At 65.5% G+C, this 25,956-nt stretch carries 27 protein-coding genes; 8 read left to right on the top strand and 19 right to left on the bottom strand.

Annotated features, from left to right (window positions below):
- Positions 1 to 40 precede the first annotated feature (40 nt).
- The 16 genes from NFW30_RS04925 to rpsB all read right to left on the bottom strand — a co-directional run bounded on the left by NFW30_RS04925 (position 41) and on the right by rpsB (position 15,030).
- Positions 41 to 841, bottom strand: a complete 801-nt coding sequence (locus NFW30_RS04925; RefSeq protein WP_295352582.1) for an RNA methyltransferase — start codon at positions 839 to 841, stop codon at positions 41 to 43.
- Positions 838 to 1,437: a ribonuclease HII gene (rnhB, locus tag NFW30_RS04920; RefSeq protein ID WP_295352578.1), complete on the bottom strand. Its 600-nt coding sequence runs from the start codon at positions 1,435 to 1,437 to the stop codon at positions 838 to 840. Before rnhB ends, NFW30_RS04925 begins: the two co-directional genes overlap by 4 nt.
- A complete protein-coding gene (lpxB, locus tag NFW30_RS04915) occupies positions 1,415 to 2,602 on the bottom strand; it encodes a lipid-A-disaccharide synthase (RefSeq protein ID WP_295352576.1) in 1,188 nt (395 codons plus the stop codon). The genes rnhB and lpxB overlap by 23 nt, the downstream gene beginning before the upstream one ends.
- Positions 2,599 to 3,369 carry an acyl-ACP--UDP-N-acetylglucosamine O-acyltransferase gene (gene lpxA / locus NFW30_RS04910; protein WP_295352573.1) on the bottom strand — a complete coding sequence of 257 codons (771 nt, stop codon included), beginning with the start codon at positions 3,367 to 3,369 and terminating at the stop codon, positions 2,599 to 2,601. The genes lpxB and lpxA overlap by 4 nt, the downstream gene beginning before the upstream one ends.
- A gap of 19 nt (positions 3,370 to 3,388) precedes the next feature.
- Positions 3,389 to 3,826: a 3-hydroxyacyl-ACP dehydratase FabZ gene (gene fabZ / locus NFW30_RS04905; RefSeq protein ID WP_295352874.1), complete on the bottom strand. Its 438-nt coding sequence runs from the start codon at positions 3,824 to 3,826 to the stop codon at positions 3,389 to 3,391.
- 5 nt (positions 3,827 to 3,831) lie between these two features.
- The gene (gene lpxD, locus NFW30_RS04900; RefSeq protein ID WP_295352570.1) at positions 3,832 to 4,863 is read right to left on the bottom strand and encodes a UDP-3-O-(3-hydroxymyristoyl)glucosamine N-acyltransferase; all 1,032 of its coding nucleotides are present in this window, start codon (positions 4,861 to 4,863) and stop codon (positions 3,832 to 3,834) included.
- An 18-nt stretch (positions 4,864 to 4,881) separates the two neighbouring features.
- Positions 4,882 to 5,349, bottom strand: a complete 468-nt coding sequence (locus NFW30_RS04895) for an OmpH family outer membrane protein (RefSeq protein WP_295352871.1) — start codon at positions 5,347 to 5,349, stop codon at positions 4,882 to 4,884.
- A gap of 66 nt (positions 5,350 to 5,415) precedes the next feature.
- The gene (bamA, locus tag NFW30_RS04890) at positions 5,416 to 7,701 is read right to left on the bottom strand and encodes an outer membrane protein assembly factor BamA (protein WP_295352567.1); all 2,286 of its coding nucleotides are present in this window, start codon (positions 7,699 to 7,701) and stop codon (positions 5,416 to 5,418) included.
- 4 nt (positions 7,702 to 7,705) lie between these two features.
- The gene (gene rseP, locus NFW30_RS04885) at positions 7,706 to 9,073 is read right to left on the bottom strand and encodes an RIP metalloprotease RseP (RefSeq protein ID WP_295352564.1); all 1,368 of its coding nucleotides are present in this window, start codon (positions 9,071 to 9,073) and stop codon (positions 7,706 to 7,708) included.
- On the bottom strand, positions 9,070 to 10,257 hold the full coding sequence (ispC, locus tag NFW30_RS04880) for a 1-deoxy-D-xylulose-5-phosphate reductoisomerase (RefSeq protein ID WP_295352869.1): 1,188 nt from the start codon (positions 10,255 to 10,257) through the stop codon (positions 9,070 to 9,072). The genes rseP and ispC overlap by 4 nt, the downstream gene beginning before the upstream one ends.
- A 17-nt stretch (positions 10,258 to 10,274) precedes the next feature.
- Positions 10,275 to 11,111 (bottom strand): phosphatidate cytidylyltransferase, encoded by an 837-nt coding sequence (locus NFW30_RS04875; protein ID WP_295352561.1) that lies wholly within the window; start codon positions 11,109 to 11,111, stop codon positions 10,275 to 10,277.
- The gene (gene uppS, locus NFW30_RS04870) at positions 11,104 to 11,898 is read right to left on the bottom strand and encodes a polyprenyl diphosphate synthase (RefSeq protein WP_295352558.1); all 795 of its coding nucleotides are present in this window, start codon (positions 11,896 to 11,898) and stop codon (positions 11,104 to 11,106) included. Before uppS ends, NFW30_RS04875 begins: the two co-directional genes overlap by 8 nt.
- Positions 11,899 to 11,921: 23 nt before the next feature.
- Positions 11,922 to 12,482, bottom strand: a complete 561-nt coding sequence (frr, locus tag NFW30_RS04865; protein ID WP_295352555.1) for a ribosome recycling factor — start codon at positions 12,480 to 12,482, stop codon at positions 11,922 to 11,924.
- A 12-nt stretch (positions 12,483 to 12,494) separates the two neighbouring features.
- Positions 12,495 to 13,217 (bottom strand): UMP kinase, encoded by a 723-nt coding sequence (gene pyrH, locus NFW30_RS04860; protein WP_295352552.1) that lies wholly within the window; start codon positions 13,215 to 13,217, stop codon positions 12,495 to 12,497.
- Positions 13,218 to 13,244: 27 nt separating this feature from the next.
- On the bottom strand, positions 13,245 to 14,141 hold the full coding sequence (gene tsf / locus NFW30_RS04855) for a translation elongation factor Ts (protein WP_295352549.1): 897 nt from the start codon (positions 14,139 to 14,141) through the stop codon (positions 13,245 to 13,247).
- A gap of 145 nt (positions 14,142 to 14,286) precedes the next feature.
- Entirely contained in the window at positions 14,287 to 15,030 is a 744-nt protein-coding gene (gene rpsB / locus NFW30_RS04850; RefSeq protein ID WP_295352546.1) for a 30S ribosomal protein S2, read from the bottom strand.
- Positions 15,031 to 15,378: 348 nt separating this feature from the next.
- On the opposite strand from rpsB, the gene map reads away from it, so the two are divergent.
- The 8 genes from map (at position 15,379) to NFW30_RS04810 (ending at position 23,756) form a co-directional block, all read left to right on the top strand.
- Positions 15,379 to 16,188 carry a type I methionyl aminopeptidase gene (map, locus tag NFW30_RS04845; RefSeq protein WP_295352543.1) on the top strand — a complete coding sequence of 270 codons (810 nt, stop codon included), beginning with the start codon at positions 15,379 to 15,381 and terminating at the stop codon, positions 16,186 to 16,188.
- Positions 16,185 to 18,767 carry a [protein-PII] uridylyltransferase gene (locus NFW30_RS04840; protein ID WP_295352541.1) on the top strand — a complete coding sequence of 861 codons (2,583 nt, stop codon included), beginning with the start codon at positions 16,185 to 16,187 and terminating at the stop codon, positions 18,765 to 18,767. The genes map and NFW30_RS04840 overlap by 4 nt, the downstream gene beginning before the upstream one ends.
- Before the next feature lie 402 nt (positions 18,768 to 19,169).
- Complete coding sequence (locus tag NFW30_RS04835; protein WP_295352538.1) at positions 19,170 to 19,553, top strand: hypothetical protein; 384 nt, start codon at positions 19,170 to 19,172, stop codon at positions 19,551 to 19,553.
- A gap of 49 nt (positions 19,554 to 19,602) precedes the next feature.
- Entirely contained in the window at positions 19,603 to 19,854 is a 252-nt protein-coding gene (locus tag NFW30_RS04830) for an HPr-rel-A system PqqD family peptide chaperone (protein WP_295352534.1), read from the top strand.
- Entirely contained in the window at positions 19,851 to 20,795 is a 945-nt protein-coding gene (locus tag NFW30_RS04825) for an HprK-related kinase A (protein WP_295352531.1), read from the top strand. The genes NFW30_RS04830 and NFW30_RS04825 overlap by 4 nt, the downstream gene beginning before the upstream one ends.
- The gene (locus NFW30_RS04820) at positions 20,792 to 21,898 is read left to right on the top strand and encodes a nucleotidyltransferase family protein (RefSeq protein WP_295352528.1); all 1,107 of its coding nucleotides are present in this window, start codon (positions 20,792 to 20,794) and stop codon (positions 21,896 to 21,898) included. The genes NFW30_RS04825 and NFW30_RS04820 overlap by 4 nt, the downstream gene beginning before the upstream one ends.
- A gap of 432 nt (positions 21,899 to 22,330) precedes the next feature.
- Positions 22,331 to 22,927 (top strand): hypothetical protein, encoded by a 597-nt coding sequence (locus tag NFW30_RS04815; protein WP_295352526.1) that lies wholly within the window; start codon positions 22,331 to 22,333, stop codon positions 22,925 to 22,927.
- 79 nt (positions 22,928 to 23,006) lie between these two features.
- A complete protein-coding gene (locus tag NFW30_RS04810) occupies positions 23,007 to 23,756 on the top strand; it encodes an ankyrin repeat domain-containing protein (protein WP_295352523.1) in 750 nt (249 codons plus the stop codon).
- A 759-nt stretch (positions 23,757 to 24,515) separates the two neighbouring features.
- Here the strand turns inward: NFW30_RS04810 and NFW30_RS04805 are convergent.
- The 3 genes from NFW30_RS04805 to NFW30_RS04795 all read right to left on the bottom strand — a co-directional run bounded on the left by NFW30_RS04805 (position 24,516) and on the right by NFW30_RS04795 (position 25,878).
- Entirely contained in the window at positions 24,516 to 24,764 is a 249-nt protein-coding gene (locus NFW30_RS04805) for a hypothetical protein (RefSeq protein ID WP_295371812.1), read from the bottom strand.
- Positions 24,751 to 25,023 (bottom strand): BrnT family toxin, encoded by a 273-nt coding sequence (locus tag NFW30_RS04800; protein WP_295352517.1) that lies wholly within the window; start codon positions 25,021 to 25,023, stop codon positions 24,751 to 24,753. Before NFW30_RS04800 ends, NFW30_RS04805 begins: the two co-directional genes overlap by 14 nt.
- 159 nt (positions 25,024 to 25,182) lie before the next feature.
- Positions 25,183 to 25,878: a hypothetical protein gene (locus tag NFW30_RS04795; RefSeq protein ID WP_295352514.1), complete on the bottom strand. Its 696-nt coding sequence runs from the start codon at positions 25,876 to 25,878 to the stop codon at positions 25,183 to 25,185.
- Between the last annotated feature and the right edge of the window lie 78 nt (positions 25,879 to 25,956).

The following is a 25,956-nucleotide window of genomic DNA, read 5'->3' as shown; positions in this document are numbered from 1 at the left end:
GCGCGCGACCGATGCTGCTGGCCCACCGACGGCGTCGCAGTCAGCCGCCGCCGTCTGCCGCCGGATGCCTTCTCCTGACCGTCTCGAACAGGCAGACGGCGGCGGCAGCGGCGACGTTCAGCGACTCACAGTCGCCGGGCATCGGGATGCTCACCTGCAGTTGCGTCGCCGCCAGCACCGCCGCGCGCAAGCCCTGCCCTTCGCTGCCGAAGACCCAGGCGACCGCTGGCGCCAGTCCGGCCGAGTAGAGGTCGGCGGCCGCGCCGACGGCGGTCGCGATGCTCTGGCCATGGTAGGAGGTGAGAAACGCGGGCAGGTCGCCGCCCTCGTGGATGGCGAGCTGGAAATGGGCTCCCATGCCGGCACGCAGCGTCTTCGGCGACCAGGCCTGGGCGCAGTCCGCCGACAGCAGGATCTGCTGAAACCCGGCCGCCGCTGCGCTGCGCAGGATCGAGCCGACGTTGCCGGGATCCTGGACGCCATCGAGCACGACCGTATCGGCCGCCAGGTCGATCGTCGTGGCCGGCTGCGGCCAGGCGGCAACGGCCATGATGCCGCTCGGCGTATCGACCAGAGCCAGTTCGCCCCACAGTGCATCCGGCAACTGCGTGACCGGAATGGCGGGCGGGCAGTTCGCCAGATGGTCGACGACCTCCCTCCGCCCGGCAGCGCTGTCGCTGATGACGATCTCGAGGGGGCTGCCACAGCGCTGCTGGTAGGCAGTGATCAGATGCATGCCGTCGAGCAGCAGGCGGCCACTGCGACGCCTCTCGCGGGCGCTTGCGTGCAGGCGCTTCAGCTCGCGGTAGTGCGCATTGTCGCGCGAACTGATCCGCTTCATGGCGGCAGCAGGCGGGCAACCGGGGCAAAGCTGCGCCGGTGCGCGGGGCACGGCCCGTACGCCAGCAGGGCACGCAGGTGAGCTGGCGTCGGGTAGCCCTTGTGGCGGTCGAATCCATACTGCGGATGGGCGGCGTGCAACGCCTGCATGCCGGCATCGCGCACCGTCTTCGCCAGGATCGACGCGGCAGCGATCTGGCCGATGCGGCCATCGCCGCCGATCACCGCCTGCGCGGGAACGGCGAAACCCGGGCAATGCGCACCGTCGACGAGAATCTGCGCTGGCAGCACGCCGTAGCGATCGATCAGCCCGCTGACCGCACGCTGCATGGCGAGCAGGCTCGCCTGCAGGATGTTGAGGCGGTCGATCTCGTCGACCGACGCCTCGGCGACGGCCCAGGCGAGGGCCTGGCTGCGGATCTCGTCGGCGAGCCGCAGCCGCCGCGCAGCGCCGAGCTTCTTCGAATCATCGAGATCGGCAATCGGCCGCCGCGGATCGAGGATTACCGCTGCAGCCACAACCGGGCCGGCCAGCGGGCCACGCCCTGCCTCATCGACGCCGCAGGCGAGCCCCTCAGCCTGCAGCAGCGCCGGCATGCTCGCGGATCGCAGCCGGCAGGCAGCCGATGACGGCCTGGGCGGCTTTCTCGGCGGCGTTCTGCCGCAACTGCAGATGCAGTGAATGAAAGAGCGTCTGCAGACCGGCGCGCACGCCCCGGTCTGCGTACAGGTTGAGGACGGCCTGGGCGAGGTTCGCCGGCGTCGCGTCGTCCTGCAGGAACTCGGGGACGACGAACCTGCCGGCGAGAACGTTCGGCAGGCCAACATAGGGCAGGTAGCCGCCGATGCGGCGCATCAGCCAGGCGGAGAACGGCGCCATCCTGTATGCGATGACCATCGGTCGCTTGAGCAGAGCCGCTTCGAGCGTGGCCGTCCCGCTGGCGACGAGAACGACGTCGGCAGCCATCATCGCCTGGTGCGCGTGGCCGAACAGAAGACGCAGTGGCAGGTCGTCGGCGGCGCATCGCTGCCGCGCGGCCTCGAACATGCCGCGCGTCTCGCGCGTCGCCAGCGGCACGACGAAGGCCGCATCGGGGATCGCCCGGTGAATCCGGCGCGCGGTCTCGATGAAGGTATCGGCCATGTACTGCAACTCCGACTGCCGACTGCCCGGCAAAAGGGCAAAAACGGCCTGCTGTTCGGGAAAGCCCAGGAGCTCACGCGTCGCGTCACGCTCATCGTCGAGCGGCAGCATGTCGGCGAGCGGATGGCCGACGTAGCTGACGGGAATCCCCTGCCGCTCGTAGATCGCCGGTTCGAAGGGGAACAGTGCGAGGACACGCGAGACTGCCGCGCCGATCCTGTGAATGCGCTCGCCACGCCAGGCCCAGATCGACGGACTGACGTAATGGACGGTCGTCACGCCGTGCCGCTTCAGTGCCCGCTCCAGACCAAGGTTGAAGTCGGGCGCATCGACGCCGATGAAAACGTCCGGCGGGTCGGCCAGCAGGCGCCGTCGCAGACCGCGACGGATGGCAACGATCTCGCGAAAGTGGCGCAGGACCTCGGCGTAGCCGCGCACCGCCAGCTTCTCGAGCGGGTACCAGGAGTCGAAGCCCTTGCCCAGCATCCGCGGACCGCCGATGCCGAAGAACACCGCCTGCGGCAGCCGGCGGCGGATGGCCTCGATGAGCTGGCTGGCCAGGAGGTCGCCCGATGCCTCACCGGCCACCAGCGCGATCCGGACCACGCCAGCGGTCATCGGATGATGCCGCGCCTCGAAACGGCGAGGAAGTCGAGCAACGGCTGTATCTCGGGATGAGCCTTGACCTCATCCTGCAGCTTGGCGCGCGCTTCCTCGAGCATCAGGCCCGACTTGTAGATGGTGCGGTAGGCACGTTTCAGCGTCAGCAGCGCCTCCGGCGAGAAGCCTCGCCGTTTCAGGCCCTCGGCGTTGATGCCGTAGGGGCCGGCGCTGTTGCCGGCAGCCATGACATAGGGCGGAACGTCCTGGATGACGACCGATCCGGCAGCGATCATGCTGTGCGCGCCAACGCGGCAGAACTGGTGCACGCCGGCGAAACCGCCAAGGATCGCCCAGTCCCCGATATGGACGTGACCGGCGAGTTGCGCGTTGTTGGCAAAGATCGTGCGGCTGCCGACCTGGCAGTCATGCGCGATATGCACGTAGGCCATGATCCAGTTGTCGTCACCGACACGGGTGATGCCGACATCCTGCGCCGTGCCGATGTTGAAGGTGCAGAACTCGCGGATCGTGTTGCGGTCACCGATCTCGAGGCACGTCGGCTCGCCGCCGTACTTCTTGTCCTGCGGCACCTCGCCGAGTGACACGAACTGGTAGATGCGGTTGTCGCAACCGATGCGCGTCCGCCCGGTGACGACGACGTGCGGCCCGATGGTCGTGTTGTCGCCAATCTCGACGTCCTCGCCGATGATCGAATAGGCACCGACCGTCACGTTCGTCCCGAGTCGCGCACCGGCATGGATGATGGCTGTCTGGTGGATCATGGCGGCCGCTTCCGGAATCTCAGGCGATGTTGCTCTTGGCGCACATCAGCTCGGCTTCGGCGACCGTCTCGCCATCGACCACCGCCCGCGCCTCGAACTTCCAGATGTTGCGAAACTGGCGCTGGATGCTGACGTGCAGATGGAGCTGGTCGCCCGCGGTCACCGTCTTCTTGAAGCGCGCCTTGTCGATGCCGACGAAGAAGAAGAGCGAGTGCAGGTCAGGCTTCTCGCCGAGACTGCGGAACGACAGGATGCCGGCGGCCTGTGCCAGCGCCTCGGTGATCAGCACGCCCGGCATCACCGGGTGATGCGGGAAGTGCCCGGGAAAGAACGGTTCGTTGATCGTCACGTTCTTGTAGGCATGGATCGACCGGCCGGGCTGGCAATCGAGGACACGATCCACCAGCAGGAACGGATAGCGATGCGGCAGGTGCTCGAGGACTTCCTTGATATCCATAGCGTTCAAGACGTTGTCTCCATCAGTTTGATCTTCTTCTCAAGTTCGGCGACCCGTTCGACGAGCCTGGCCAGGCGTCTGAGCTGCGCCGCATTGTGCAACCAGTCGGCATGTTCATCGAGCGGGAAGACCCCGGTGTACTGCCCCGGGCGGCTCAGACTGCGGGCGACCAGGGTGCCGCCGGAAATGTGCACGTCGTCGCCGAGTTCCAGGTGGCCGCTGATCATGCCGGCGCCGCCAATGGTGCACCGCCGACCGATACGCGTGCTGCCGGCGATGCCGACGCAGCCGGCCATCGCGGCGTTCTCGCCGATGCTGCAGTTGTGACCGACCTGAATCTGGTTGTCGAGCTTGACTCCGTCGGCAATCAGCGTGTCGTCGAGCGCGCCACGGTCGATCGAGGTGTTGGCTCCGATCTCGACATCATCGCCGATCACCACCCGGCCGATCTGCGGAATCTTGATCCAGCGCTCGCCCTCCCTGGCAAAACCGAAGCCGTCGGAGCCGATCACCGCCCCCGAGTGGATGATCGCCCGCCTGCCGATCACGCAGCGATCATAGACGACGACGTTCGGATGCAGCAGCGAATCGTCGCCGATCGCCACCCCGTCGCCAATCACGCAACCGGGCTGCAGCGTCACGTTGTCGCCGAGCTGCACCCCCCTGCCGACGACGACATTCTCGCCGATGCAGGCCGATGCCGGCACCGGCGAGTGCACCACGGCACCGCGATGGACACCCGGCCGGCGGGCTGCCGGCGGATTCAGCAGGCCAACGACGCGCGCGTAGTAGGCGTACGAATTCTGGTGCACGATCCGCGGCAGTTCGGTCTCGGCGGCAAACTGCGGCGGCACGATGACCGCCGATGCCAGCGTCGTCTGCAGCTGCGCGCGGTACTTCGGATTGGCGAGGAAGGCAATCTCGCCCGCCCGCGCCGACTGCAGCGTGCCGACCTGCGACACGACGAGCGACCCGTCGCCCTGCAGCACACCGCCAAGACGGGCGACGATCTCGTCCAGTCGCAAACCGGCCGCCATCGGTGGCGCTGGTGTGGACTACTTCGCCGGGTCCCTGGATTCCGACAGTGCCTTGATGACCTTGTCCGTGATGTCGAGCCGCGGGCTGACCCAGACCACATCCTGCACGATCAGGTCGTACTTCTCGCTGTCGGCAAGCTGCTTGATCGCCTTGTTCGCCTTCTCGATGATGGCAGCGTTTTCCTCATTCTGCCGCAGGTTGAGATCCTCGCGGAACTCGCGCTGCTTGCGCTGGAACTCGCGTGACAATTCGGCGAGATCCTTCTCCTTGGCGCGTCTTTCCGGCTCGGACATGGTCAGGCCGCCCTTCTCCAGCGATTCCTGCAGGCCCTGAACCTGCTTCGCCAGACGCTGCAGGTCCTGGTCCCGCTTGGAGAATTCCTGTTCGATCTTCTTCGCCGCCTTGACGGCCGCCGGCGCATCGCGGAACAGCCGCTGCGTATTCACGTACCCAACCTTCAGATCGGCCGCCGCGGTTCCGGCCATGGGCAGCGTCGCAAGCAGGACTCCGAGCAGCGTGGCAATCGTTCTATTCAAGCTAATTCTCCCGCATCAAAAGGTCGTTCCCATCTGAAACTGAAACTTCTGGATCTTATCATTCTTCTCGATGCCGATAGGCTGCCCAAAACTGAATTTCAACGGTCCAAGCGGAGAAATCCACGCCGCCGTCAGTCCTACGGACCAGCGCAGTCCGCCTTCGGAGATCGTATAGCCGGTTTCGTTGAAGACGTTGCCGGCGTCGATGAAGGGTCCGAGACGCAGTGCCTTGTCGAAACCCGGGACAGGCATCAGCACTTCGGCGTTGAGAACGATCTTGCGCGTACCGCCCAGGCGGGTATCCGGATAGAGTGGGTCCACCGGCCCCAGACTCGCCGTCTCGAAGCCGCGCACCGAGCCGACACCGCCGGCGTAGAAGTTCTTGTAGAACGGCAGCGTCTGTCCCTCGAGCCCGTTCGCGTAGCCCACCTCGCCGTAGAGCATCAGGATCAGGTCCTTCGTCAGCGAGAAATACTGCTGATTGGAATAGGTCAGGCGGTAGAAGGAAAGGTCGACACCCGGGATGGCCACCTCGACCCCCGCCTTCTGCACGCCACCGCTGGTGGTGTTGATCGCGCTGTTGCGCGTGTCACGAACCCACGACACCGTCGCCGGCAGGGTGATGTTGGAATCCCCATGCTCCCTCTGGAACTGGATGTACTGAATCGGTGTCGCGATGGTGATCGGCGTGATGTCGATCGTCGTCTGGTCGATCGCCAAGCCGACGTTGAGCATGTCCTTCTCGTCCAGCGGAAAGCCGAAGCGGATGCCGCCGCCCCAGGATGTGGACTGGAAGGCATAGCCGAGCGAGGTCGGATTGAGCGTCCGGTAATACAGGTCGAAGCCTTGGCTGATGCCGTCAACGGTGAAATAGGGATTGGTGTAGTTGATCCCCAGTGTGCGGTTCAGCTTGCCGGTGTTCACCTGCAGGGCGAGGAACTTGCCGCTGCCAAAGATGTTCGACTGCGAGATCGAGCCCGAGAGGATCACCTTCTCGGCCGTCGAGTAGCCGGCACCGATCGAGATGTTGCCGGTCGACTTCTCGGCCACGTTGACGTTGACGTCGACCTGGTCGATGCTTCCCGGTACCGGCGGTGTCTCGACGGTGACTTCGTTGAAGTAGCCAGTACGGTCGATCCGCTCGCGTGACTTGTTGACGCGGTCGGCATCGTACCAGGCACCCTCCATCTGGCGCATCTCCTGCCGGATCACCTCGTCGCGGGTCTTGGTATTGCCGGTGACATTGATGCGGCGGACGTAGGTCCGCTTTCCTGGATCGACGAAGATGGTGAAAGCCACCTGCCGCTTCTCCTTGTCGAGTTCCGGCGCCGCATTGACGTTGGCAAAGGCGTAGCCCTGGTGGCCAAGCTTGTCGGTGATCGCCTTGGTGGTCTCGTTCAGCCGCTCGCGCGAGAACACCTCGCCCGCCCTGATCTTCACCAGCTTCCTGAACTCCTCTTCCGGCAACGTCAGGTCGCCCGCAAGCTTCACCGAGGAGACGAGGTAACGCTCGCCTTCGTTGATGCTGATCGTGATGTAGATCTCTTTCTTGTCCGGCGTGATCGACACCTGCGTCGACTCGACGCTGAACTCCAGATAGCCACGATCGAGATAGTACGAGCGCAGCGTCTCGAGGTCCGCCGACAGCTTCTGCCGCGAGTACTGGTCGTCCTTGGTGTACCAGCTGAGCCAGCCGCCCGTCTTCTGTTGCATCGCGGACAGAAGGTCCTTCTCGCGAATGGCATTGGCGCCGACGATGTTGATCTGCCGGATGGTTGCCGGCTCACCCTCGTCGATGGTGAAGTTGATCGCCACCCGGTTGCGCTCCAGCGGCGTGACGGTCGTCGTGATCGCCACAGCGTACCTGCCGCGTGTCAGGTACTGGCGTTTCAGTTCCTGCTCGGCCTTCTCCAGCGTTGCCCGGTCGAAGGTCCGCGCCACGGCGACGCCCACTTCCTTCAGACCCTTGGTCAACTGCTCCTTGTCGAACTCCTTGAGACCGATGAAATCGATCTGCGCGATCGCCGGCCGCTCCTCGACGACGACGACCACGACCCCGCCATCCATCTCGATGCGGACATCCTTGAAAAACCCGGTGGCGAACAGGGCCTTGATCGCCTGCGCCGCCATCTCGTCGGTCATCGTGTCACCGACCTTGACTGGCAGGTAGCTGAAGACCGTACCGGCCTCGACGCGCTGGATTCCTTCGAGGCGGATGTCACGCACGGTGAACGGCTCGATGGCCGCCGCGGCGGAGGCAAGGAGGGAGGCCACCAGACCTGCAAGCAGGCTCTTCTTCATAGGCTCAGCCGGAGAACAAGCGGTTGATATCGTTGTAGAAAGCGAAAGCCATGAGCATGATCAGGAAGGTCAGGCCGATCTGCTGACCTATCTCCATCGTGCGCTCGGAAACCGGCCCGCGCTTGATTATTTCCACCAGATAATACAGCAAATGCCCACCGTCCAGAATCGGGATGGGCAACAGGTTGAGGACGCCGAGGCTGATGCTCACCAGTGCCAGAAACTTCAGGTAGTAGTCGACACCCAGCTTTGCCGACTGGCCGGCATAGTCGGCAATGGTCACGGGCCCACTCAGGTTGCGCCACGAGACCTCGCCGGTGATCATGCGACCGATCATCACCAGGGTGAAGGTGGACTTGTCCCAGGTCTCGACAAGCGCCTTGCCCAACGCCGAGAGCGGATCGTAACGCACGGTGACCATCAGTTGCTCGCGTGCCTGTCCAGCGTCGCGCACCGAGGCACCGATGCGGCCGACCTCCTTTCCCTGTTCCTCGACCGCAGACGGTTGCACGCTCAACCTTTGCCGCAGCCCCTCGCGGAGCACGTCCAACTGCAGCGTCCGACCCGCCGACTGGCGAACCACACGGACCAGATCCGCCCAGCTCTCGATCGGCTCGCCATCGATCTCCAGAATCTCGTCGCCGGCCCGCAGCCCGGCAGCCTCGGCCGCGCTCCGGACGCTGACGCTGCCGATGATCGGCGGCAGACGCGGCCGGTAAAGCCGCAAGCCCAGCCTCTCTAGCGCATCACCCTCCCAGCCCGATTGCCGGACGACCGACAGATCGAGGCGGCGGACGACGACCTCCTGTCGCGGGTTGAGCAGTTCGAGGTCGACCGCGTCGTGATCGACCGCCTTTTGCAGCAGCAGCCAGCGCATCTCCTGCCAGGTCTGCACCTTTTCACCCGCCACCTGCAGAACCAGTTCGCCATTGTCGAACCCGGCCGCAGCGGCTGGACTCGACATCACGGGCGGACCGAGGATCGGCCTGAATTCCTCGCTGCCGTACCAGAACAGGCCCCAATAGAGCAGGATGGCGAGGACGAAATTTGCCGCCGGTCCGGCCGCGACGATCGCTATCCGGCGCGCAACCGGTTGCCGATTGAAGCTGCGGTGCAGTTCGTCGGCCGCTACTTCACCTTCGCGTTCGTCGAGCATCTTGACATAGCCACCGAGCGGGAAGGCGGCCAGGGCCCACTCGGTGCCATCACGCCCGCAGCGTCGCGTGACCAGAGGCCGCCCGAATCCGACCGAAAATCGCAGGACCTTGACCCCGGCCCAGCGCGCAGCAAGGTAGTGCCCGAACTCGTGCACGACGACCAGGATGCCGAGCACGACGGCGAACGCCACGAGATAGTAGAGGAACCCGCTCATGTGCAGACACCGGTGAGCAGACATTGCTCGGCGACCTCGCGCGCCGCCCGGTCGGCGGCCAGCACCTCGGCCAGGGAAACGGGCTCACCGCCTGGAGGCATGCGGTCCATCACTTCCTCGATCAGGCGGGGAATCGCCGTGAAGCCGATGCGCCCCTCCAGGAAGGCTTCCACCGCGACCTCGTTCGCCGCGTTGAGCGTCGCCGACGCCGTTCCTCCCGCGCACAGGGCGCGGTAGGCCAGCGCCAGACAGGGGAACAGCTCGACATCGGGACGCTCGAAATGCAGGCTGGCGATGGCGCCAAGGTCGAGCGGTGCGACCCCGGCGGTGGTGCGGCGCGGATAGGCCAGAGCATGCGCGATCGGCGTCCGCATGTCCGGATTGCCGAGTTCAGCAATCACCGACCCGTCGGCATACTGGACCAGAGAATGGACGATGCTCTGCGGATGGATGAGGACCTGGATTCGCTCCGGCGGCACGTTGAACAACCAGCGGGCCTCGATCACCTCCAGCCCCTTGTTCATCATCGTCGCCGAATCGACGGAAATCTTCCGACCCATGACCCAGTTCGGGTGCGAACAGGCTTCTTCCGGACCGACGGACTCGAGGTCGGCCAGAGACCGACCACGAAACGGCCCGCCCGAGGCGGTCAGGCACAGGCCGAGCACGCCGCTCGCCTGCGGATCGCCGGCATAATCGCTCGGCAGCGACTGGAAGATCGCATTGTGCTCGCTGTCGATCGGCAGCAGCGTGGCATGGTTGTCGCGAACCGCCCGCATGAAGACCGCACCGGCCATCACCAGCGCCTCCTTGTTGGCGAGCAGGACCTTCTTGCCGGCAACCGCAGCCGCCAGCGTCGGCGGCAACCCCGCGGCACCAACGATCGCCGCCATGACGGCATCGACCTCGGGCAACTGTGCCATGCGCAGCAGCGCGTCGGGCCCGTGGCTGACGGCGGTCGCACAGCCCGCATCATCGAGGCGGCCGGACAGTTCGACCGCCACGGCTTCGTCACCGACCACCGCGTACTGCGGCCTGAACTCGAGACACTGCTCGAAAAGGCGCTCGCTCTGCCGGTGCGCGCAGAGCGCGACGACGCGGTAGAGATCGGGATGACGTCGTACCACGTCAAGGGTGTTGACCCCGATCGAACCGGTCGAGCCGAGAATCGTCAGCCTCTGCATGCTGGTGGCGATGCTGCTCAAGCGCCGGTCACCAGCCACACGAGTGCCACCAGCGGCAGGGTCGAGGTCAGGCTGTCGATCCTGTCGAGCACCCCGCCGTGCCCCGGCAACACGTTGCTGCTGTCCTTGAGGCCCGCCTGCCGCTTGAGCAGCGACTCGAACAGGTCGCCGACGACGCTGATCGCCGTCAGCAGCAACAGGACGGGCAACAGGAGCAACGGATTGCCGGCGAGCGCCGCCGGCAGGCGCGACGAGAGCAGCAGGCCATAGGCGATCACCAGCAGGGAGCCGCCGATCGCCCCTTCCCAGGTCTTCCCGGGACTGATCGCCGGCGCCAGCTTGTGCTTGCCGAAGCGGCGGCCGCTGAAGTAGGCGCCGATGTCCGCCAGCCAGACCACGGCCATGATCGCCAGCACCGCCAGCGGGCCGGCCTGCCGCAACTGGACCAGCGCCAGCCAGAGCGGCAGCAGCAGGACGGCTCCGGTTGCCAGCGCCGGGACCATGCTGCCAAGGGGCCACCGCCGCCGCAGCCAGATCGGTGCCAGCAGCAACCAGAAGACCGCCGCCGGCAGGTAGATGCAGGCGCCCAGCCGCCACGCCGAATCGGCGAAACCCGCCGCCAGACCGACTGCCGCCGGCTCCGCGATCGCCAGCAGCAGGCAGATCGTCACCAGGGCGACGCCGAGCGCGATCCTCGACGCGCCGGCAAGACACATCAACGCGCCCCACTCCCAGGCCGCAACGGCAGCGACGGCGGTGACGAAAAGCAACCAGCCGAGCGGCGGCAGAAGGAACAGGGCCAGAAGGAAGACCGCAAGCAGGACGACCGCGGTGAGTACCCGCGTCCTAAGCATCGGCCCGTGGATCCGTCGCTGGCGCCGCTGTCGGCGGCGCGCCCAGCAACTGCTCGCTGGTCCGCCCGAAGCGGCGTTCGCGCTGCCGATACCACGCCAGAGCGAGGTCGAAAGCGTCCGCGTCGAACTCCGGCCACAGCACGTCGGTGAAATAAAGCTCCGAATAGGCCAGTTGCCAGAGCAGGAAGTTGCTGATCCGCTGTTCGCCGCCGGTACGAATGAAGAGATCGGGTTCCGGCGCGTAGCTCATCGCCAGGTGCGGCGTCAGGTCGCCCTCGTCCCACTCGTCGCCTCGCCCGGGATGTTCCTTCTGCATGCGCCTCACCGCCTGCAGGACGTCCCAACGCCCGCCGTAGTTGGCAGCGATCGTCAGGACGAGGCGACTGTTGGCAGCCGTCCGTTGCTCCGAAGCATCGATCAGTGCCTGCAGGTCGGGCTCGAAGCGTGTCAGGTCGCCGATCACCCGCAGGCGCACGCCATTGCGATCCAGCTTCCTGACCTCTTCCTTGAGGACGCGGACGAAAAGCTGCATCAACAGCGACACCTCGTCTTGCGGCCGGCGCCAGTTCTCCGAACTGAATGCGAACAGCGTCAGGTACTCGATGCCACGCTCAAGACAGCAGCGGACCATCGTCCGTACCGTCCGGACACCCTGCCGGTGACCGGCAAAGCGCGGCAGCAGGTGCTTCTTCGCCCAGCGGCCATTGCCGTCCATGATGATGGCCACATGCCGGGGAACGGCCAGTGGCGGCGGAACATCACGCGTCGAGCTGGCAAAACGCTGCATCCTGATCCCCTCGTAGACAGCGCTCAGATCGCCATCAGCTCGGTTTCCTTGTGGCTGAGGAGCTTCTCGATCTCCGCCACGTAACGGTCAGTCAGCTTCTGGATGTCGTCCTGAGCGCGATGCTCGTCGTCCTCGGAACACTCCTTGTGCTTCAGCATCTCCTTCAGCGTCGCGATCGCGTCCCGGCGAAGGTTGCGCACCGCCACCTTGGCTGCCTCGCCCTCGCCCTTGACGACCTTGATCAGTTCGCGACGACGCGCCTCGGTCAACGGCGGCATCGGCACGCGGATCAAATCCCCCTGTGCCGACGGATTGAGGCCGAGGTCGCTGTCGCGCACTGCCTTCTCCAGCTTGGCCAGCATGTTCTTCTCCCACGGCTGGACGCCGAGCGTCCGGGCATCGATCACGGTCACGTTGGCCACCGTATTGATCGGCACCGATGAGCCGTAATACTCGACATGCACGTGGTCGAGCAGGCCGGTATGGGCGCGCCCGGTACGGACCTTTGCCAGGTCCGTCTTGAGTGTCTCGACCGATCTCTGCATCTTGTGCTCAGCCGTCTTCTTGACTTCTGCTATCGCCATCTGTTGCTCCCGTCAGCAATGGACCAGGGTGCCTTCGTTGTCGCCCATCGTGACCCGCTGCAGCGCCCCCGGGTTGAATATCGAGAAGACATTGATCGGCAGTTTCTGGTCACGACAGAGGGCGAATGCCGTGGCATCCATCACCGCCAGATTGCGGGCGATCGCGTCATCGAAACTGATGCGGTCGTAACGGGTCGCCTGCGGATCCTTTTTCGGGTCGGCCGTGTAGATGCCGTCCACCTTGGTCGCCTTGAGGACGATCTCGGCACCGATCTCGGCACCGCGCAAAGCCGCCGCGGTGTCGGTGGTGAAGAAGGGATTGCCCGTTCCACCGGAAAAGATCACCGTCCGCCCCTGCTCGAGGTAGCGGATCGCCTTCGCCCGGATGTACGGCTCGACCACCTGTTCGATGTTCAGCGCCGACTGCACGCGCGATACCATCCCTGCCGCCCGCATCGCATCGTGCAGCGCGAGGCCGTTCATCACCGTCGCCAGCATGCCCATGTAGTCGGCCTGCGCGCGGTCCATGCCGCGCGCAGCCGGGGCGACCCCGCGAAAGATGTTGCCGCCGCCGATGACCACACCGACCTGCACACCGAGGTCGACGATCGCCTTGATCTCGGCAACGATGCCGGTGATCGTCTGCCGATTGATGCCGTAGGCGTCGCCGCCCATGAGTGCTTCGCCGGAGAGTTTGAGGAGGATGCGTCGGTATCTCGGTGACGGGGCGGACATCGGCTTCTGGCTCCCTCGATCAGGCGCTCATCTCTGGGCGGCAGCGGCAGCCTGCGCCGCCACCTCGGCGGCAAAGTCGTTCGAACGTTTGGCCAGGCCCTCGCCAACGACGAACAGCGTGAAGCCGGCGATCGACGCACCCTTGCTCTTCAGCAACTGGGCAATCGTCTGCTTGCCGTCCTCGGCCTTGACGAAGACCTGCCCGAGCAGGGTCACCTCGTTCAGGAACTTCTGCACCGAGCCCTCGACGATCTTCTCGATCATCGCTTCCGGCTTGTTCGCCTCGCGCGCCTTCTCCGCCGCGATGCGGCGCTCGCTGTCGATCAGTTCGGCGTCGATGCCCGATGCATCGAGGGCCTTCGGTTTCGACGCTGCGATGTGCATCGCCAGGTCCCTGCCGAGTTGATCGTCGCCACCGCTGTAATCGACCAGAACGCCGATTTTCGCGCCGCCATGGACGTACGACGCCAGCCGGCCGCTGGCGGCGGTGCGCACGAAGCGACGAAGCGACATGTTCTCGCCGATCTTGCCGACCAGCGCCGTGCGCGTCGATTCGACGGTGCCATCTCCCATGGGCAGCGACGAGAGGGCGGCGACGTCGGCCGGGTTCTCGCTCAGGACGAGGCCGGCACAATCGCTGGCCAGCTTGAGGAACTCGTCGTTCTTGGCGACGAAGTCGGTTTCGCAGTTGATCTCGACGATGGCCCCGAACAGGCCATCGGCGGTCCGCTGGATGGCCACGACACCTTCCGCAGTGATGCGGCTGGCTGCCTTGCTCGCCTTCGATCCGAGCTTGACACGGAGGATCTCCTCTGCCTTGCCAATGTCGCCCCCGGCTTCGGTCAGCGCCCTCTTGCACTCCATCATCGGCGCGTCGGTCCTCTCGCGCAACTCTTTCACCATGCTTGCGGTTATTTCCGCCATTTCATTCTCCACTTGCAGGCGCCGGCCCGTCGATCGGGGCGCCCGTCATCCAGTACATGCGCAGACCCTGGCGCCATGCGCGCCGGCCACCAGAGGCGGCCACGTCGCCGGCACGCTGCGCCCCGGCCGGGACGCAGCGCTCAGATCACTCGCCCGCCTCTTCCTCGAAGAACTCGTCACCGGCGACGACATCGAGGAGTTCCTCGACGAACTGGCTGCGACCTTCGAGGACCGCGTCCGCAACGCCACGCGCGTAGAGTCGGATGGCACGCGACGAGTCGTCGTTACCCGGAATGACGTAGTCCACGCCATCGGGAGAGTGGTTGGTGTCGACCACGGCGACCACCGGAATCCCCAGCTTGACGGCCTCGGTGATGGCGATCTTGTGGTAACCGACATCGATGACGAACAGCGCGTCGGGCAGCGAACCCATCTCCTTGATGCCGCCGATCGACTTGTGCATCTTGTCCAGCTCGCGCGTCAGCATCAGCGCTTCCTTCTTGCCGAGCCGGTCGAGGGAGCCGTCCTCGCACATCAGCTCGAGTTCCTTCAGGCGCTTGAGCGATTGCTTGATGGTCTTGAAGTTGGTCAGCATGCCGCCCAGCCAGCGCTGGTCGACGAACGGCGAAGCACAGCGGGTCGCCTCTTCGGCCATGATTTCGCGCGCCTGGCGCTTGGTGCCGACGAACAGGATCGTTCCCTTGTTTGCCGACAGCTTGCGCACGAAGCTCATCGCTTCGTTGTATTTCGCCAGTGTCTGCTCGAGGTTGACGATGTGAATCTTGTTGCGCGCGCCGAAAATGTACGGCGCCATCTTGGGGTTCCAGAAGCGTGTCTGATGACCGAAGTGAACACCGGCCTCCAGCATCTGGCGCATCGTTGTAGACATGGATCTTGGCTTTCTCCATCAGGGTTGGACCACCATCCGCCCAGCTACAGCCTGCCCTTGCACCAGCTGCGCGGCAGACACCCTTGAACAGGCGGATGTGCGTATTGGGACCGGCCACCTCGACCAGCCCGGCGTGGCCGGAACGGCACGCACTTCCTTCATTGCCGGCACCGGCCAGCAAAGGCCGAGGATGGTACCACCAAGACAAGGATGATTTCAATTCCGGGCGCAGCGAAAGCCGGTTTTTCTGCATCGCCGGCGTCGATCGCCGGCTGTGCGGGCAAATTGCCTAAGCCGGCCGCTTCCTTTATCCTTCGCTCCTCCCGATCCCGCCGCCGAGCGCCCAGCATGAGCATCAGCCGCAAGACCCCACAGGAAATAGCCAGGATGCGTGTCGCCGGGCGTCTCACGGCGGAAGTCCTCGACTACATCACGCCACACGTGCGGGCCGGCGTCACCACCAGCGAACTCGACCGGCTCTGTCACGACTACATCGTCGGCGTCCAGAAGTGCATTCCTGCGCCCCTCAACTACGCGCCGCCCGGCTACCGGCCCTATCCCAATTCGATCTGCGCCTCGATCAACCATCAGGTCTGCCACGGGGTGCCTGGCGACCGCCCGCTGCGCAACGGCGACATCGTCAATCTCGACATCACGGTGATCAGTGACGGCTACCACGGCGACAGCAGCCGCATGTTCCAGATCGGCGAAACCTCGCTGCAGGCCCGGCGCCTGTGCGAGGTCAGTTTCGAGTGCCTGTGGCTGGGCATCGTCCAGGTACGCGCCGGCGCCCATCTCGGTGACATCGGCCACGCGATCCAGAAGCATGCCGAGCAGTGCGGCTACTCGGTGGTGCGCGAGTTCTGCGGCCACGGCATCGGCGCCAGGTTTCACGAGGAACCACAGGTCCTGCACTACGGCCGGCCGCACACCGGCATCACCCTTGAAGCAGGCATGATCTTCACCATCGAGCCGATGATCAATGCCGGCAGGGCGGCCGTCAAGACGATGGCCGATGGCTGGACCATCGTCACCAAGGACCACAGCCTGTCCGCGCAGTGGGAGCACACCGTCCTGGTCACCGACGGCGGCTACGAGGTCCTCACCGTTTCCTCGGCCACACCGCCGCGACCCGGCTGGATCGGCGACGCCGGATGATCATGGGCGAGACCGGTCGCCAGTCTCTGGTCGAGCGTTCTCGCTCGCGGCTGCGGACAGGCCAGTCGGAATTGCGACAGCGCTTTCTCGACGACGACGACGCGCCGTACCTGCTGCAGGCGCGCTGCGCCCTGGTCGACGAAGTGCTGCGCGACCTCTGGCAGGCGCTGTCCCTGCCGCCGGAAATGGCACTGCTGGCCGTCGGCGGCTATGGCCGCGGTGAACTCTACCCCGCCTCCGACGTCGATGTCCTGCTCCTGCTGCCGGCGGTAGCGGGCCCGGAGCTGACCAGCCGCGTCGAGTTCGCCGTCGCGCTGTTCTACGACATCGGTCTCGAGATCGCACCCAGCGTGCGCACGGTCGCCGAGTGTTCGCAGGCCGCTGCCGACGATCTGACGATCTGCACCGCCCTGCTCGAAGCGCGGCCGCTCACCGGCGACGGCACGCTGTTCGCGGAAGCTTGCCGGCAGCTTCGTGACGGGCTCGATCGTGGGACCTTCTTCGACGCCAAGCGGATGGAGCAAGAGGAGCGCCACCGCCGCTACCAGGATTCGCCCTACGCCCTGGAACCCAACTGCAAGGAAGCCCCCGGCGGCTTGCGCGATCTGCAGACGATTCTCTGGATCACGCGCGCCGCCGGCCTCGGCGACTCCTGGGAGGATCTCGCCCGGCACGCCTTCATCACCCGCGACGAGGAGGAGCAACTGCTGCGCAGCCTGGCTTTCCTGCAGCGTCTGCGCTGCCACCTGCACCTGCACGTCGGCAGGCGCGAGGACCGGCTGCTCTTCGACCACCAGACGGCGCTCGCCGGCCGCATGGGTTGCGTCGCGACCGCGACCCGTCTCGCCAGCGAGCGGCTGATGCAGCAGTACTACCGGACGGCGAAGATGGTGACGCAGCTGAACACCATCCTGCTGCAGAACATCGGCGCAGCGATCTCGCCGCCGGCGGAGCAGGAGCCATCGCCGATCAATGAGCGCTTCCGGAAGACACACGAACTGCTCGACGTCGCCGCCGACGACGTCTTCCAGAAGACGCCGGCGGCGCTGCTGGAAGCCTTCCTGCTGATGCAGCAGCATGCCGATCTGCAGGGAATGACGGCACGCACGCTGCGCGCCCTGTGGCATGCGCGGACGCTGATCGATGACGCCTTCCGCCGCGACGCCGACAATCGCCGCTGCTTCCTCGCCATCCTGCAGCAACCGCGCGGCGTGCTGCACGAACTGCGGCGGATGAACCAGTTCGGCCTGCTCGGTCGCTACCTGCCGAACTTCGGCAAGATCGTCGGCCAGATGCAGCACGATCTGTTCCACGTCTACACGGTTGACCAGCACACCCTGCACGTGCTGCGCAACCTGCGCCGTTTCCTCTCCGATGAGTTCACCCACGAGTATCCGCTGTGCAGTGAGCTGATGAGTGATTTCCCCCGCCAGTGGGTGCTCTATGTCGCCGCCCTGTTCCACGACATCGCCAAGGGGCGCGGTGGCGACCACTCTGAGCTCGGCGCGGTCGACGCCGCCGAGTTCTGCGCGGCGCACGCCGTCGCTGCCGAGGACAGCGAGCTGGTCGTCTGGTTGGTACGGCACCACCTGCTGATGTCGAGCGTCGCCCAGAAGCAGGACATCGCCGACCCTGAGGTGGTCAGCTCCTTCGCCCGGACCGTCGGCGACGAAAGGAAACTGATCGCCCTCTATCTGTTTACGGTCGCCGACATCCGTGGCACCAGTCCGAAGGTCTGGAACACCTGGAAGGGCCAGTTGCTCGAGCAGCTATTCAGGAGTACCTGCCGCACCCTGCTCGATGGCGGCCAGGCACCGGTCCGGCAAGGCCTGATCGAAGAACGACAGCAGCACGCCGTGCGGCTGCTGCGCTACTTCGCCCTGCCCGACTCGGTTCACCAGCGGCTGTGGAAGCATCTCGACACGGTGTACTTCATGCGCCATTCGGCGGAAGAGATCGCCTGGCACGCGCGTGCCCTGCACTACCGCATCCGTCGCGACGAGCCTCTGGTCAGGGCACGCCTCAACCCGCAGGGTGAAGGTCTCGAAGTGCTGGTCTACACCCGCGACCAGCGCGACCTGTTTGCGCGACTGGTCGGCTTCTTCAGTCGCGCCGGCTACACCATCGTGGACGCCAAGATCCATACCACGCGCGACCACTACGCGCTGGACACCTTCATGCTGCTCGACCTCGGCGAGCGCGGCGACGACCGCGACATGATCGGCTACGTCGAACACGAACTGACTGACCGCCTGCGCCGCCAGGGGCCGCCCGAAGGGCCGGGCAGCGGACGGCTGTCGCGACAGGTGAGGAACTTTCCGGTACCGCCACTGGTGACCATCGAAGAAGACGAGAAGGGCGCCCATTACGTCCTCTCGGTCAGCGCGACGGATCGTCCCGGGCTGCTGTACACGATCGCCCTGACGCTGGCGGCACATGGCGCCAACCTGCACACGGCGAAGATCTCCACCCTTGGCGAGCGCGTCGAAGACACCTTCCTGATCAGCGGCGGCGATCTTGGCGAAACCGCCAATCGCATCAGGCTGGAAACCGAGCTGATCGAACGTCTGAAGCTGTGAAGCCGACACGGCGGTGGTCGGCTGATCTGCCCGCCGCTGCCCTCGCTTGCGGCTCCGATGCGCTCGAGGCCGCCCTCCCGGCCTGCTGGCGAAAGCCGCGTTCACAAGCCCCGCGACTGCGACAGGTGTCGATTTTTTTTACACTTCCCGCCACCGAATCCTCCTGCAGCCGTGGAATCACATGCTACGGCAATGATTTACTGAAGGATTGCATCCTCTCAATCCGTATGGCACATAACTTGCTTGAATGGGGAAAGCAAGGCACGAGGTCACCGGGTGGCAAGCCCCCGTGACTGTCATGGCAGGCTTTCTCGGCAGAGCGTGATGTAGTAGGCAAACATCCGCAGGCTGGAACGTCTAAAATGATTCTGCTCAGGCCGCAATCGATACCAAGGAAAGCACATGTCAGAGACCTCAAACGATAGAACCGAGCAGCGGCGCAAGCTGCTGAAGAAGGCCGCGGCCGTGCCGGCGATCTTCGTTCTGCCTTCCACCGGCAGGGCCGTGTCGTCGAGCAGCCTGCACGCATGTGTCGAGAGGGGTCTGCAGGCGAACGGCAGCAACCCGATCCCGTACATTATTCCCAAGGATCAGAATGACGATTGGGTGCGGGAGTACCAGCCGGCGGTCAACAACGGGGGCGGCCCCGACGATGTCATAGAGGGGAATGTCCTGGTTTACGAAAACACGGGCACGGCACCCCGGCCGGTGGCACACGCGTCGTGCTGGAACTCGATCAATTCGGGTGTACCGTACGCCAACCCGGATACCAACCTCATCTCGTGACCGATCGGCGGCAGTCCGTTCCGGGGCACGCACCCCCGCCCGCAGTCTGATGCGCCCCCTTTACCGCCGGCTGGGGGAAGGTGGCGTCGCATTCGATCAGAAAAACTGGCAGACGCACATCCTCACGCCGGCCGCCACGATCATCTTCGAAGCACTGAGCGAAATCGGCGACGGCCAGCAGCCGCTGCCTCTGGATCGGGCGCTGCGCTTTCTGCGCGACGAACTCGAACTCGATACCGACACCGACGAACTCCGTCAGGTGTTGCGTTCACTGCAGGAGATGGGCATGCTTGGCGGATGACTGCCGAGCCGCTCCGCCTGCGCAACCTCTCTCCCCTCATTCTCCGCCAGCGTCTTGCCAGTGCTTCGCTGACGCTCGACTATGGTGCTGCCGTCGTGCGCGTGGCCTCCGACCTCGCGGGCTTCGTTGCCGACCTGCAGCGCGTTTACGGCGCCTTTGCCGTGGTCGAACCGGCCTTCGCCGACTTCCATACGCAAATCCGCCGCGGCCGGGGATTGCGCGCCTGGCTGCGCCCGCAGTCCCGCTTCCTGATCGACGGCGTGCAGCCCTTCGACCCCTTTCCCCAGGAGCAGGCACTGGCGCACTTCGAATGGGGCGTCAACTGGTGCTTTGCGCAGCGCTTCAACCAGCACGTCCTGCTGCACGCCGGCGCCCTTGCGCTCGCCGACCACGGCGTCATCATGGCGGCGCCGCCTGGTTCCGGCAAGAGCACGCTGACGGCGGCGATGATGCTGCGTGGATTCCGCCTGCTGTCCGACGAGTTCGGCGTCCTCTGTCCGCGCAGCGGCCAGTTGTGGCCGATGCTCAAGCCGCTGGCACTGAAGAACCGTTCGATCGACGTCATTCGCGACTATGCCGACGACGTGATTCTCGGCCCGGTCTACAAGGGCACCCGCAAGGGCGACGTGGCACACCTCGCTCCCGGCGAGACCAGCGTCGACGCCCGCCGGCTGCCGGCACGCCCGCGGCTGGTCATCTTTCCCAGCTTTCGCCAGGGTGCGGCGTTGAGCACCCGCCGCCTGCCGGCCGAGGAGGCCTTCGCGCACCTCGCCTTCAACAGCTTCAACTACGAGGTCCTCGGCGCCATCTCGTTCAACGCTGTGGCGGACGTCATCGAGCATTGCCCCGCGTTCGCGCTCGAGTACAGCCATCTGGATGAAGCGATCGAGTCGGTCCGCGCGCTGCTCGCCGACTCGAGCGCTGCGAGCGACCGCGCATGATCGACCACCAGCCTGCCGCCGACCCGTTCCGGCTGCTGCAACTGCTGTGCGACCCCGGACGGGTGCGCGACCTGCACTTGCGCGACTGGGACACGCTGATCCGCCTCGCACGGCGCGCCCGGCTGCTGGGCGTGCTCGCCCACCGCATCCGCTCGCAGGCCGAGTACCTCGCTGCGATCCCGGACTGTGTCCGCGGCCATCTCGATTCGGCGACCACCTATTCGGCGCATCGCGTCCACCTCTTGCGCATGGAACTGGCAGCGCTGGCCAGCGTGCTGCCTGGCGAAGTGCGCGTCGCCGTTCTCAAGGGGGGCGCCTACATCATCCAGGACCTGGCGACGGCACGCGGCCGCCTGCCGAACGACGTCGACCTGCTGGTCAACCGCGAAGACCTGCGGCAGACCGAAGCTGCCCTGCTGGCCGCTGGCTGGGAGGCACAGGCCGTCGATGACTACGCCGACCGCTACTACCGGGAATGGAGTCATGAGCTGCCGCCCCTGCGCTTTCCCGGCCAGCCGATGGAAGTCGATGTCCATCACACCATCAGCCCGGTGACCGGTCGTCTGCAACCAGACCGGGCGCTGCTCTTCGCCGACCTGCAGGAGCTTGCCGGGCAGCGCTTCCTGGTGCTGCATCCGCTCGACCAGATCCTGCATGCCGTCATCCATCTCTTCCAGGACTCCGAGCTGGCCGACAACCTGCGCGACCTGGTCGACATCGACAGCCTCCTGCGCATCCATCTGCGGTCGCCAGAAGACTGGCGGACACTGAGCATGCGTGCCCGCCGTCATGGTGTCGAGCGTCCCCTGTGGTATGCCCTGCACTACTGCCGCCGCTGGCTGGCGACGCCCGTGCCCGACGGGCTGCCGCTGCCCCCGCCGCCAAAAACCATGGTGCGGGCGATGGACTGGCTCTATCCGCGCTGCACCCTGCCGCGACTTCCCGACGAGCCACCGCCGCTCGCACGCAGCATCGCCGTACGCCTCGGCGCCGCCCGCTACCAGTGGCTGCGCATGCCGCCCGGACTGCTGCTGCGCCACCTGGCCCACAAGAGCGCGCAGGCGGTGCGCCGGCGCCCGGCGCGGCAGGACGGCGCTGCCTGAGCCAGTCCCGACGCTGGTCCGGCGCCTCCGTCGCCGCGGCCCTCGTCAGCGTCGGCGAGCGTGGAGACGATCGTTCGCCGCGTCCGCTCGCCACAGCGCAGGAAAACGGCGCCTTGCCGGGCAAGCGAATGCCAGGACGGACGCCCTGCCGCCACGCAGTTCATTCATCGAGCCTCGCCGTTCCGTGTCGGCGCCGCCGAACGGCGGTTACGGCGAGGAGGTCGGCACGCCTTTCGCCACTGCCATCGAACGGCGGATAATGTCGCGGACCGTTCCGGCTTCGGCCGCCTGCGAACGGCCCGTCTCGACGGACAGTGCCCGCCGGCACCGCGCCAGGTGCCGGCAGTGGCTCCGCCGGCACGAGGCACGATCCGATCGCCCGCCGCCAGTGAACGATACGCGAACCACTCCTCTCGGACGATGGGAGACGCCATGCTGGACAAGAGCCTGTTGTTCCTCACCCTGCCCCTGATGCTCGTGGCAACGGTAGCGCTGCCGAAGGGGATCAGCCGCCTGCGCAGGAGGACCTTGCGGGTCGACGAACTGGCGAACCTGCCGCTCGCCAGGCCCGGCGGCACGCCGCTGGTCCTCGGCGTGCTGTGGGTGGTGGGCGCCGCGGTCGCGTTGCCCGCCAGCCTCGCCCTCTCGCCCCTGGCCGCCTTCGCCCAGCCGGCAGCGGCCGGCGCCTCGGTGCCGGCGGTGGGCAGCCCGGCGCGCAGCGCGATCCTCGACGCGCTGCGCGGCGAACTGGGGATCGCCGGCGGCGGCAGCCGCTTCAAGGTCTTCCACCTGAAGACCGCCGGCGCCTGGGCCTACTTCGAAGGCAACGAAATCGTGCACGTCGAGGGCCGGCAGTGGCAGGAAACCGATCTGACGGTGAAGGCGCTGCTGCACGAGAAAGACGGGCGCTGGCGGGTGCGCGCGCTGTGGACCCTGCCCGGCAACGAGCGCCTGCCCCTGCACGAGTTCGAGCGCCGGCTGGCCGGGCTGCGGGCGCGCTGGCAGCTGCCGGCAGGACTCTTTCCGTAGGCGATCATGCCAGCGGACGAGCGGGCGAGGGATGGAGGGCGAGGCGATGTGGGCAGCGGGGCTGCGGCATTGGCGAGACATGCGGAACGGCGATCGGCGACGCCGCTGGATGGCGGCGGTGGCGCTGTGGATGGCCGCGGTGGCGGCACTGGCGGCTGAGACGAGCATGCCGCAGCAGTCCCTCCTCGAGGCGATCGCCACGGGTGACCTCGAAGCGGCGCGTGCGGCGGTGGCGCGCGGCGCCGACCTCAACGCCGCCGGGCCGTTCCAGCGCACGCCGCTGCACGCGGCCGTCAAGGGTGTGGACACGCCCCTCCTCGAATGGCTGCTGGCGCACGGCGCCAACCCGGACGCGCGCGATGGCGACGGGCGAACGCCGCTGCATCTCGCCAACCAGACATCGGCGGCGATTCTCCTGCGCCACCGGGCAGACGCAAGTCTCACCGACCGCCAGGGCAACAGCGCGCTGCATGTCGCGGCTGAAGACAGCCGGCGAATGTGCCGACTGCTCGTCGAGGCCGGCGTGCCGGTGAACGCCCGCAACGCGTCCGGCCTCACCGCCCTGCATTTCGCCGTACTGGCCGGCAAGACGCAGGTCGCCGAAGAACTCGTCGCCCTGGGCGCCGACGTCAACGCGCGGACGGTCGCCGACTACTCGTACAAGCCGTCCTTCGTCGGCTGGGACGCGCAGGGAATGGAGAGCCGTGTGCCCGCCAGCGCGACACCCGTCTCGCTCGCCCGCCAGTTGCACCGGAAGAACCGCTGGGTGAGCGGCAACCGCTACGCCGAGCTGGCCGAATACCTCGGCAGCAAGGGCGCAGTGGAGTGAACTCCGCGCATCGCCCCGCAGCTCTCGATCGTGTCTCCCCCGCACCGCACGTCGCGGCGACGCACTTGCCCTTCTCCTTGCCTTCGGTTCCGCGAAACCTGGCCAGAGGACTTGCAGGCTGCAAGCGAGTAGCGCCAGATCAACCGGTGCGCTTCCAGATCGGCGGCACGACCAGTCCCCGCCGATGCGCCATGACCAGCATCACGATTCCGGTGGCGGTGCACAGCACGAGCGCCAGCACCGAGGACTCGACGCCGAAACTGCCGCCGGTCAGGTAGTCCGGTCCAGCACTTGGGCCAGCAACGCTTGGGAAGGAATCGACTCCGGTTTCCCTGACAAACCAGCGGCGAGTTCATCCTGCGGGGTTGCCGCAGCCTGCAGGGGCAGGTGGTCAGATGCGATCCCGTCTCTCTTCGTCACGGTCCTTCGTCTTTCATCGTTCGGGCCTTCGGTGGGAAGCGCCACCTACTATGCCCTCTGCTGACTTCTCCACGGTATTCAGCGCCAGTCACCCAACGCCCAGCCTCGTTGCTCTGAGGCACCGGGGAGACCTCCCGGGGTAAGACTCGTTACCTTCGCTGCATAGGCGCCGGATTTACAAAATGCACCCCAGCCGCAGATGGAGGGCTTCGCGGTCACGTGCCCGCTCGCCCCGGATGCATCACGCCTCATATCGGGTTCTCACCGCAGGTGCGGCAAAACCTGGCCATAGGACTTGCACCTATGAAGTAACGCACCATGCCCGGCGCACACGTGGACCTAGCCGGCGACCCGCTTGCGGGGCGTCCGTGTTGAGCGCCGGGTTAGGCCTGTGGCGGATTTGGCAATCCCTACAAGTGACTGAAGCGCTGTATTAACCGCTTCAGTGGTCGGAAATATCTTCGCAAGTTCGGGGGTCAGCAGAACCAGGTTGGAACCCTTTTGGTACTCTGCGTAGTGTTTTCCACGCACCCCTTTGCCAAGGTCTTCGCGCCGATATTCCTCTCGCATTTCATCAAGTTTCTTCATATATGCTCCGCTCTTGTTTCGTGGCTGCTCGCGCACTGATCAAGCGCAATTTTCCTCGACGCTCCGTATAGATAACCGCGAGAAACCGGCCCACTCCCGACATGCCGAAAGTGAGCCACCGATGTTCGCCAACCGAATGATCAGGATCACGAAAGGTATAAGCCATCGGGTCACCGAATACAGATGCGGCCTCCTCGAAGCTCACTTTGTGTTTCTTGAGGTTTTGCGCGGCCTTGACCGGATCAGCTTCGAATTCCATGCTGCATCATTTCACTTTGGGAAACAGTTCGCACTGGCGGGACGGCGAAAATTGTGGTCTGTCCCCTATTGCCGCTATTGCCACTACTCACCCGCGGCCACGCGGGAGCGAAACGGAGGCGTGGACGTCGGGTGCAGCGTGTTGTCAGGCCCCGGCGCATCAGGCCCTCAGAAACTCTTGGTTTCCAGTGACCCAAACCGCGAACAGCGGCACCCTGCATGCTGAGCCTAGAAGACGCAACACGTTGACCTCAGCCTCCACTCCGAAGAGCCGCGCGAAGGCCTGGAAGTCGCCCCATCCCGACTGCTTCGGGCAGAATGAGTGGACAAGTAGAACTGCGGCCGCGGCGCGATACTGTTCACCGACAATGATGGCGGACACGGCGCGATGCAAGAGTTGATATCGAATGTTGCCGGGCATCTCACCGGATAAACCCAGTTCTCTTCGCAGATAAGCGAGACGCTCTTCCTTTCCCGAGACTTCGGCCTTGGTTGCCTTTGACCTCCACACTTCTACGGTGTCGTCGAAGGTCTCCGTTACCTTGCCCTCTACCATTATAGCCACTGGTCCTTTCCTGGACCTCGATAGAACGAAGATATCGTTCTGTGAAGCCCGCGCTTCGCCCGGAAGACTGACCTTGCACTCTGGGATTGCGATCAGCGGTTCGGTTTTGGCAAGTAGTGGATGGTTGGCACTCTCGAACGCTGCGAAAACCTCTGGCGGAAATCCATCCGCGGCCTCCCAGCAGTGAGCCAAAGTTCGGGCTGAGCGCCCAACCTTCCAATGAAGATCAGGCTTCGCGAGCAGTTTTTGCCAAGACGGCGGCCCCTTTGTAAATACGAAGATTTCGTTCATATATTTCCGCTCACTTCTCCCGAAACTGCGGCGGTTCCGGTTTTTCGGACAGTCGGATAAGCTAAGGCCGACCGAACC

This window comes from Accumulibacter sp., assembly GCF_023806635.1.
Taxonomy (GTDB): domain Bacteria; phylum Pseudomonadota; class Gammaproteobacteria; order Burkholderiales; family Rhodocyclaceae; genus Accumulibacter.
Note: the sequence above shows the minus strand (reverse complement) of the source record. Positions and strands in the feature narration are given on the sequence as shown.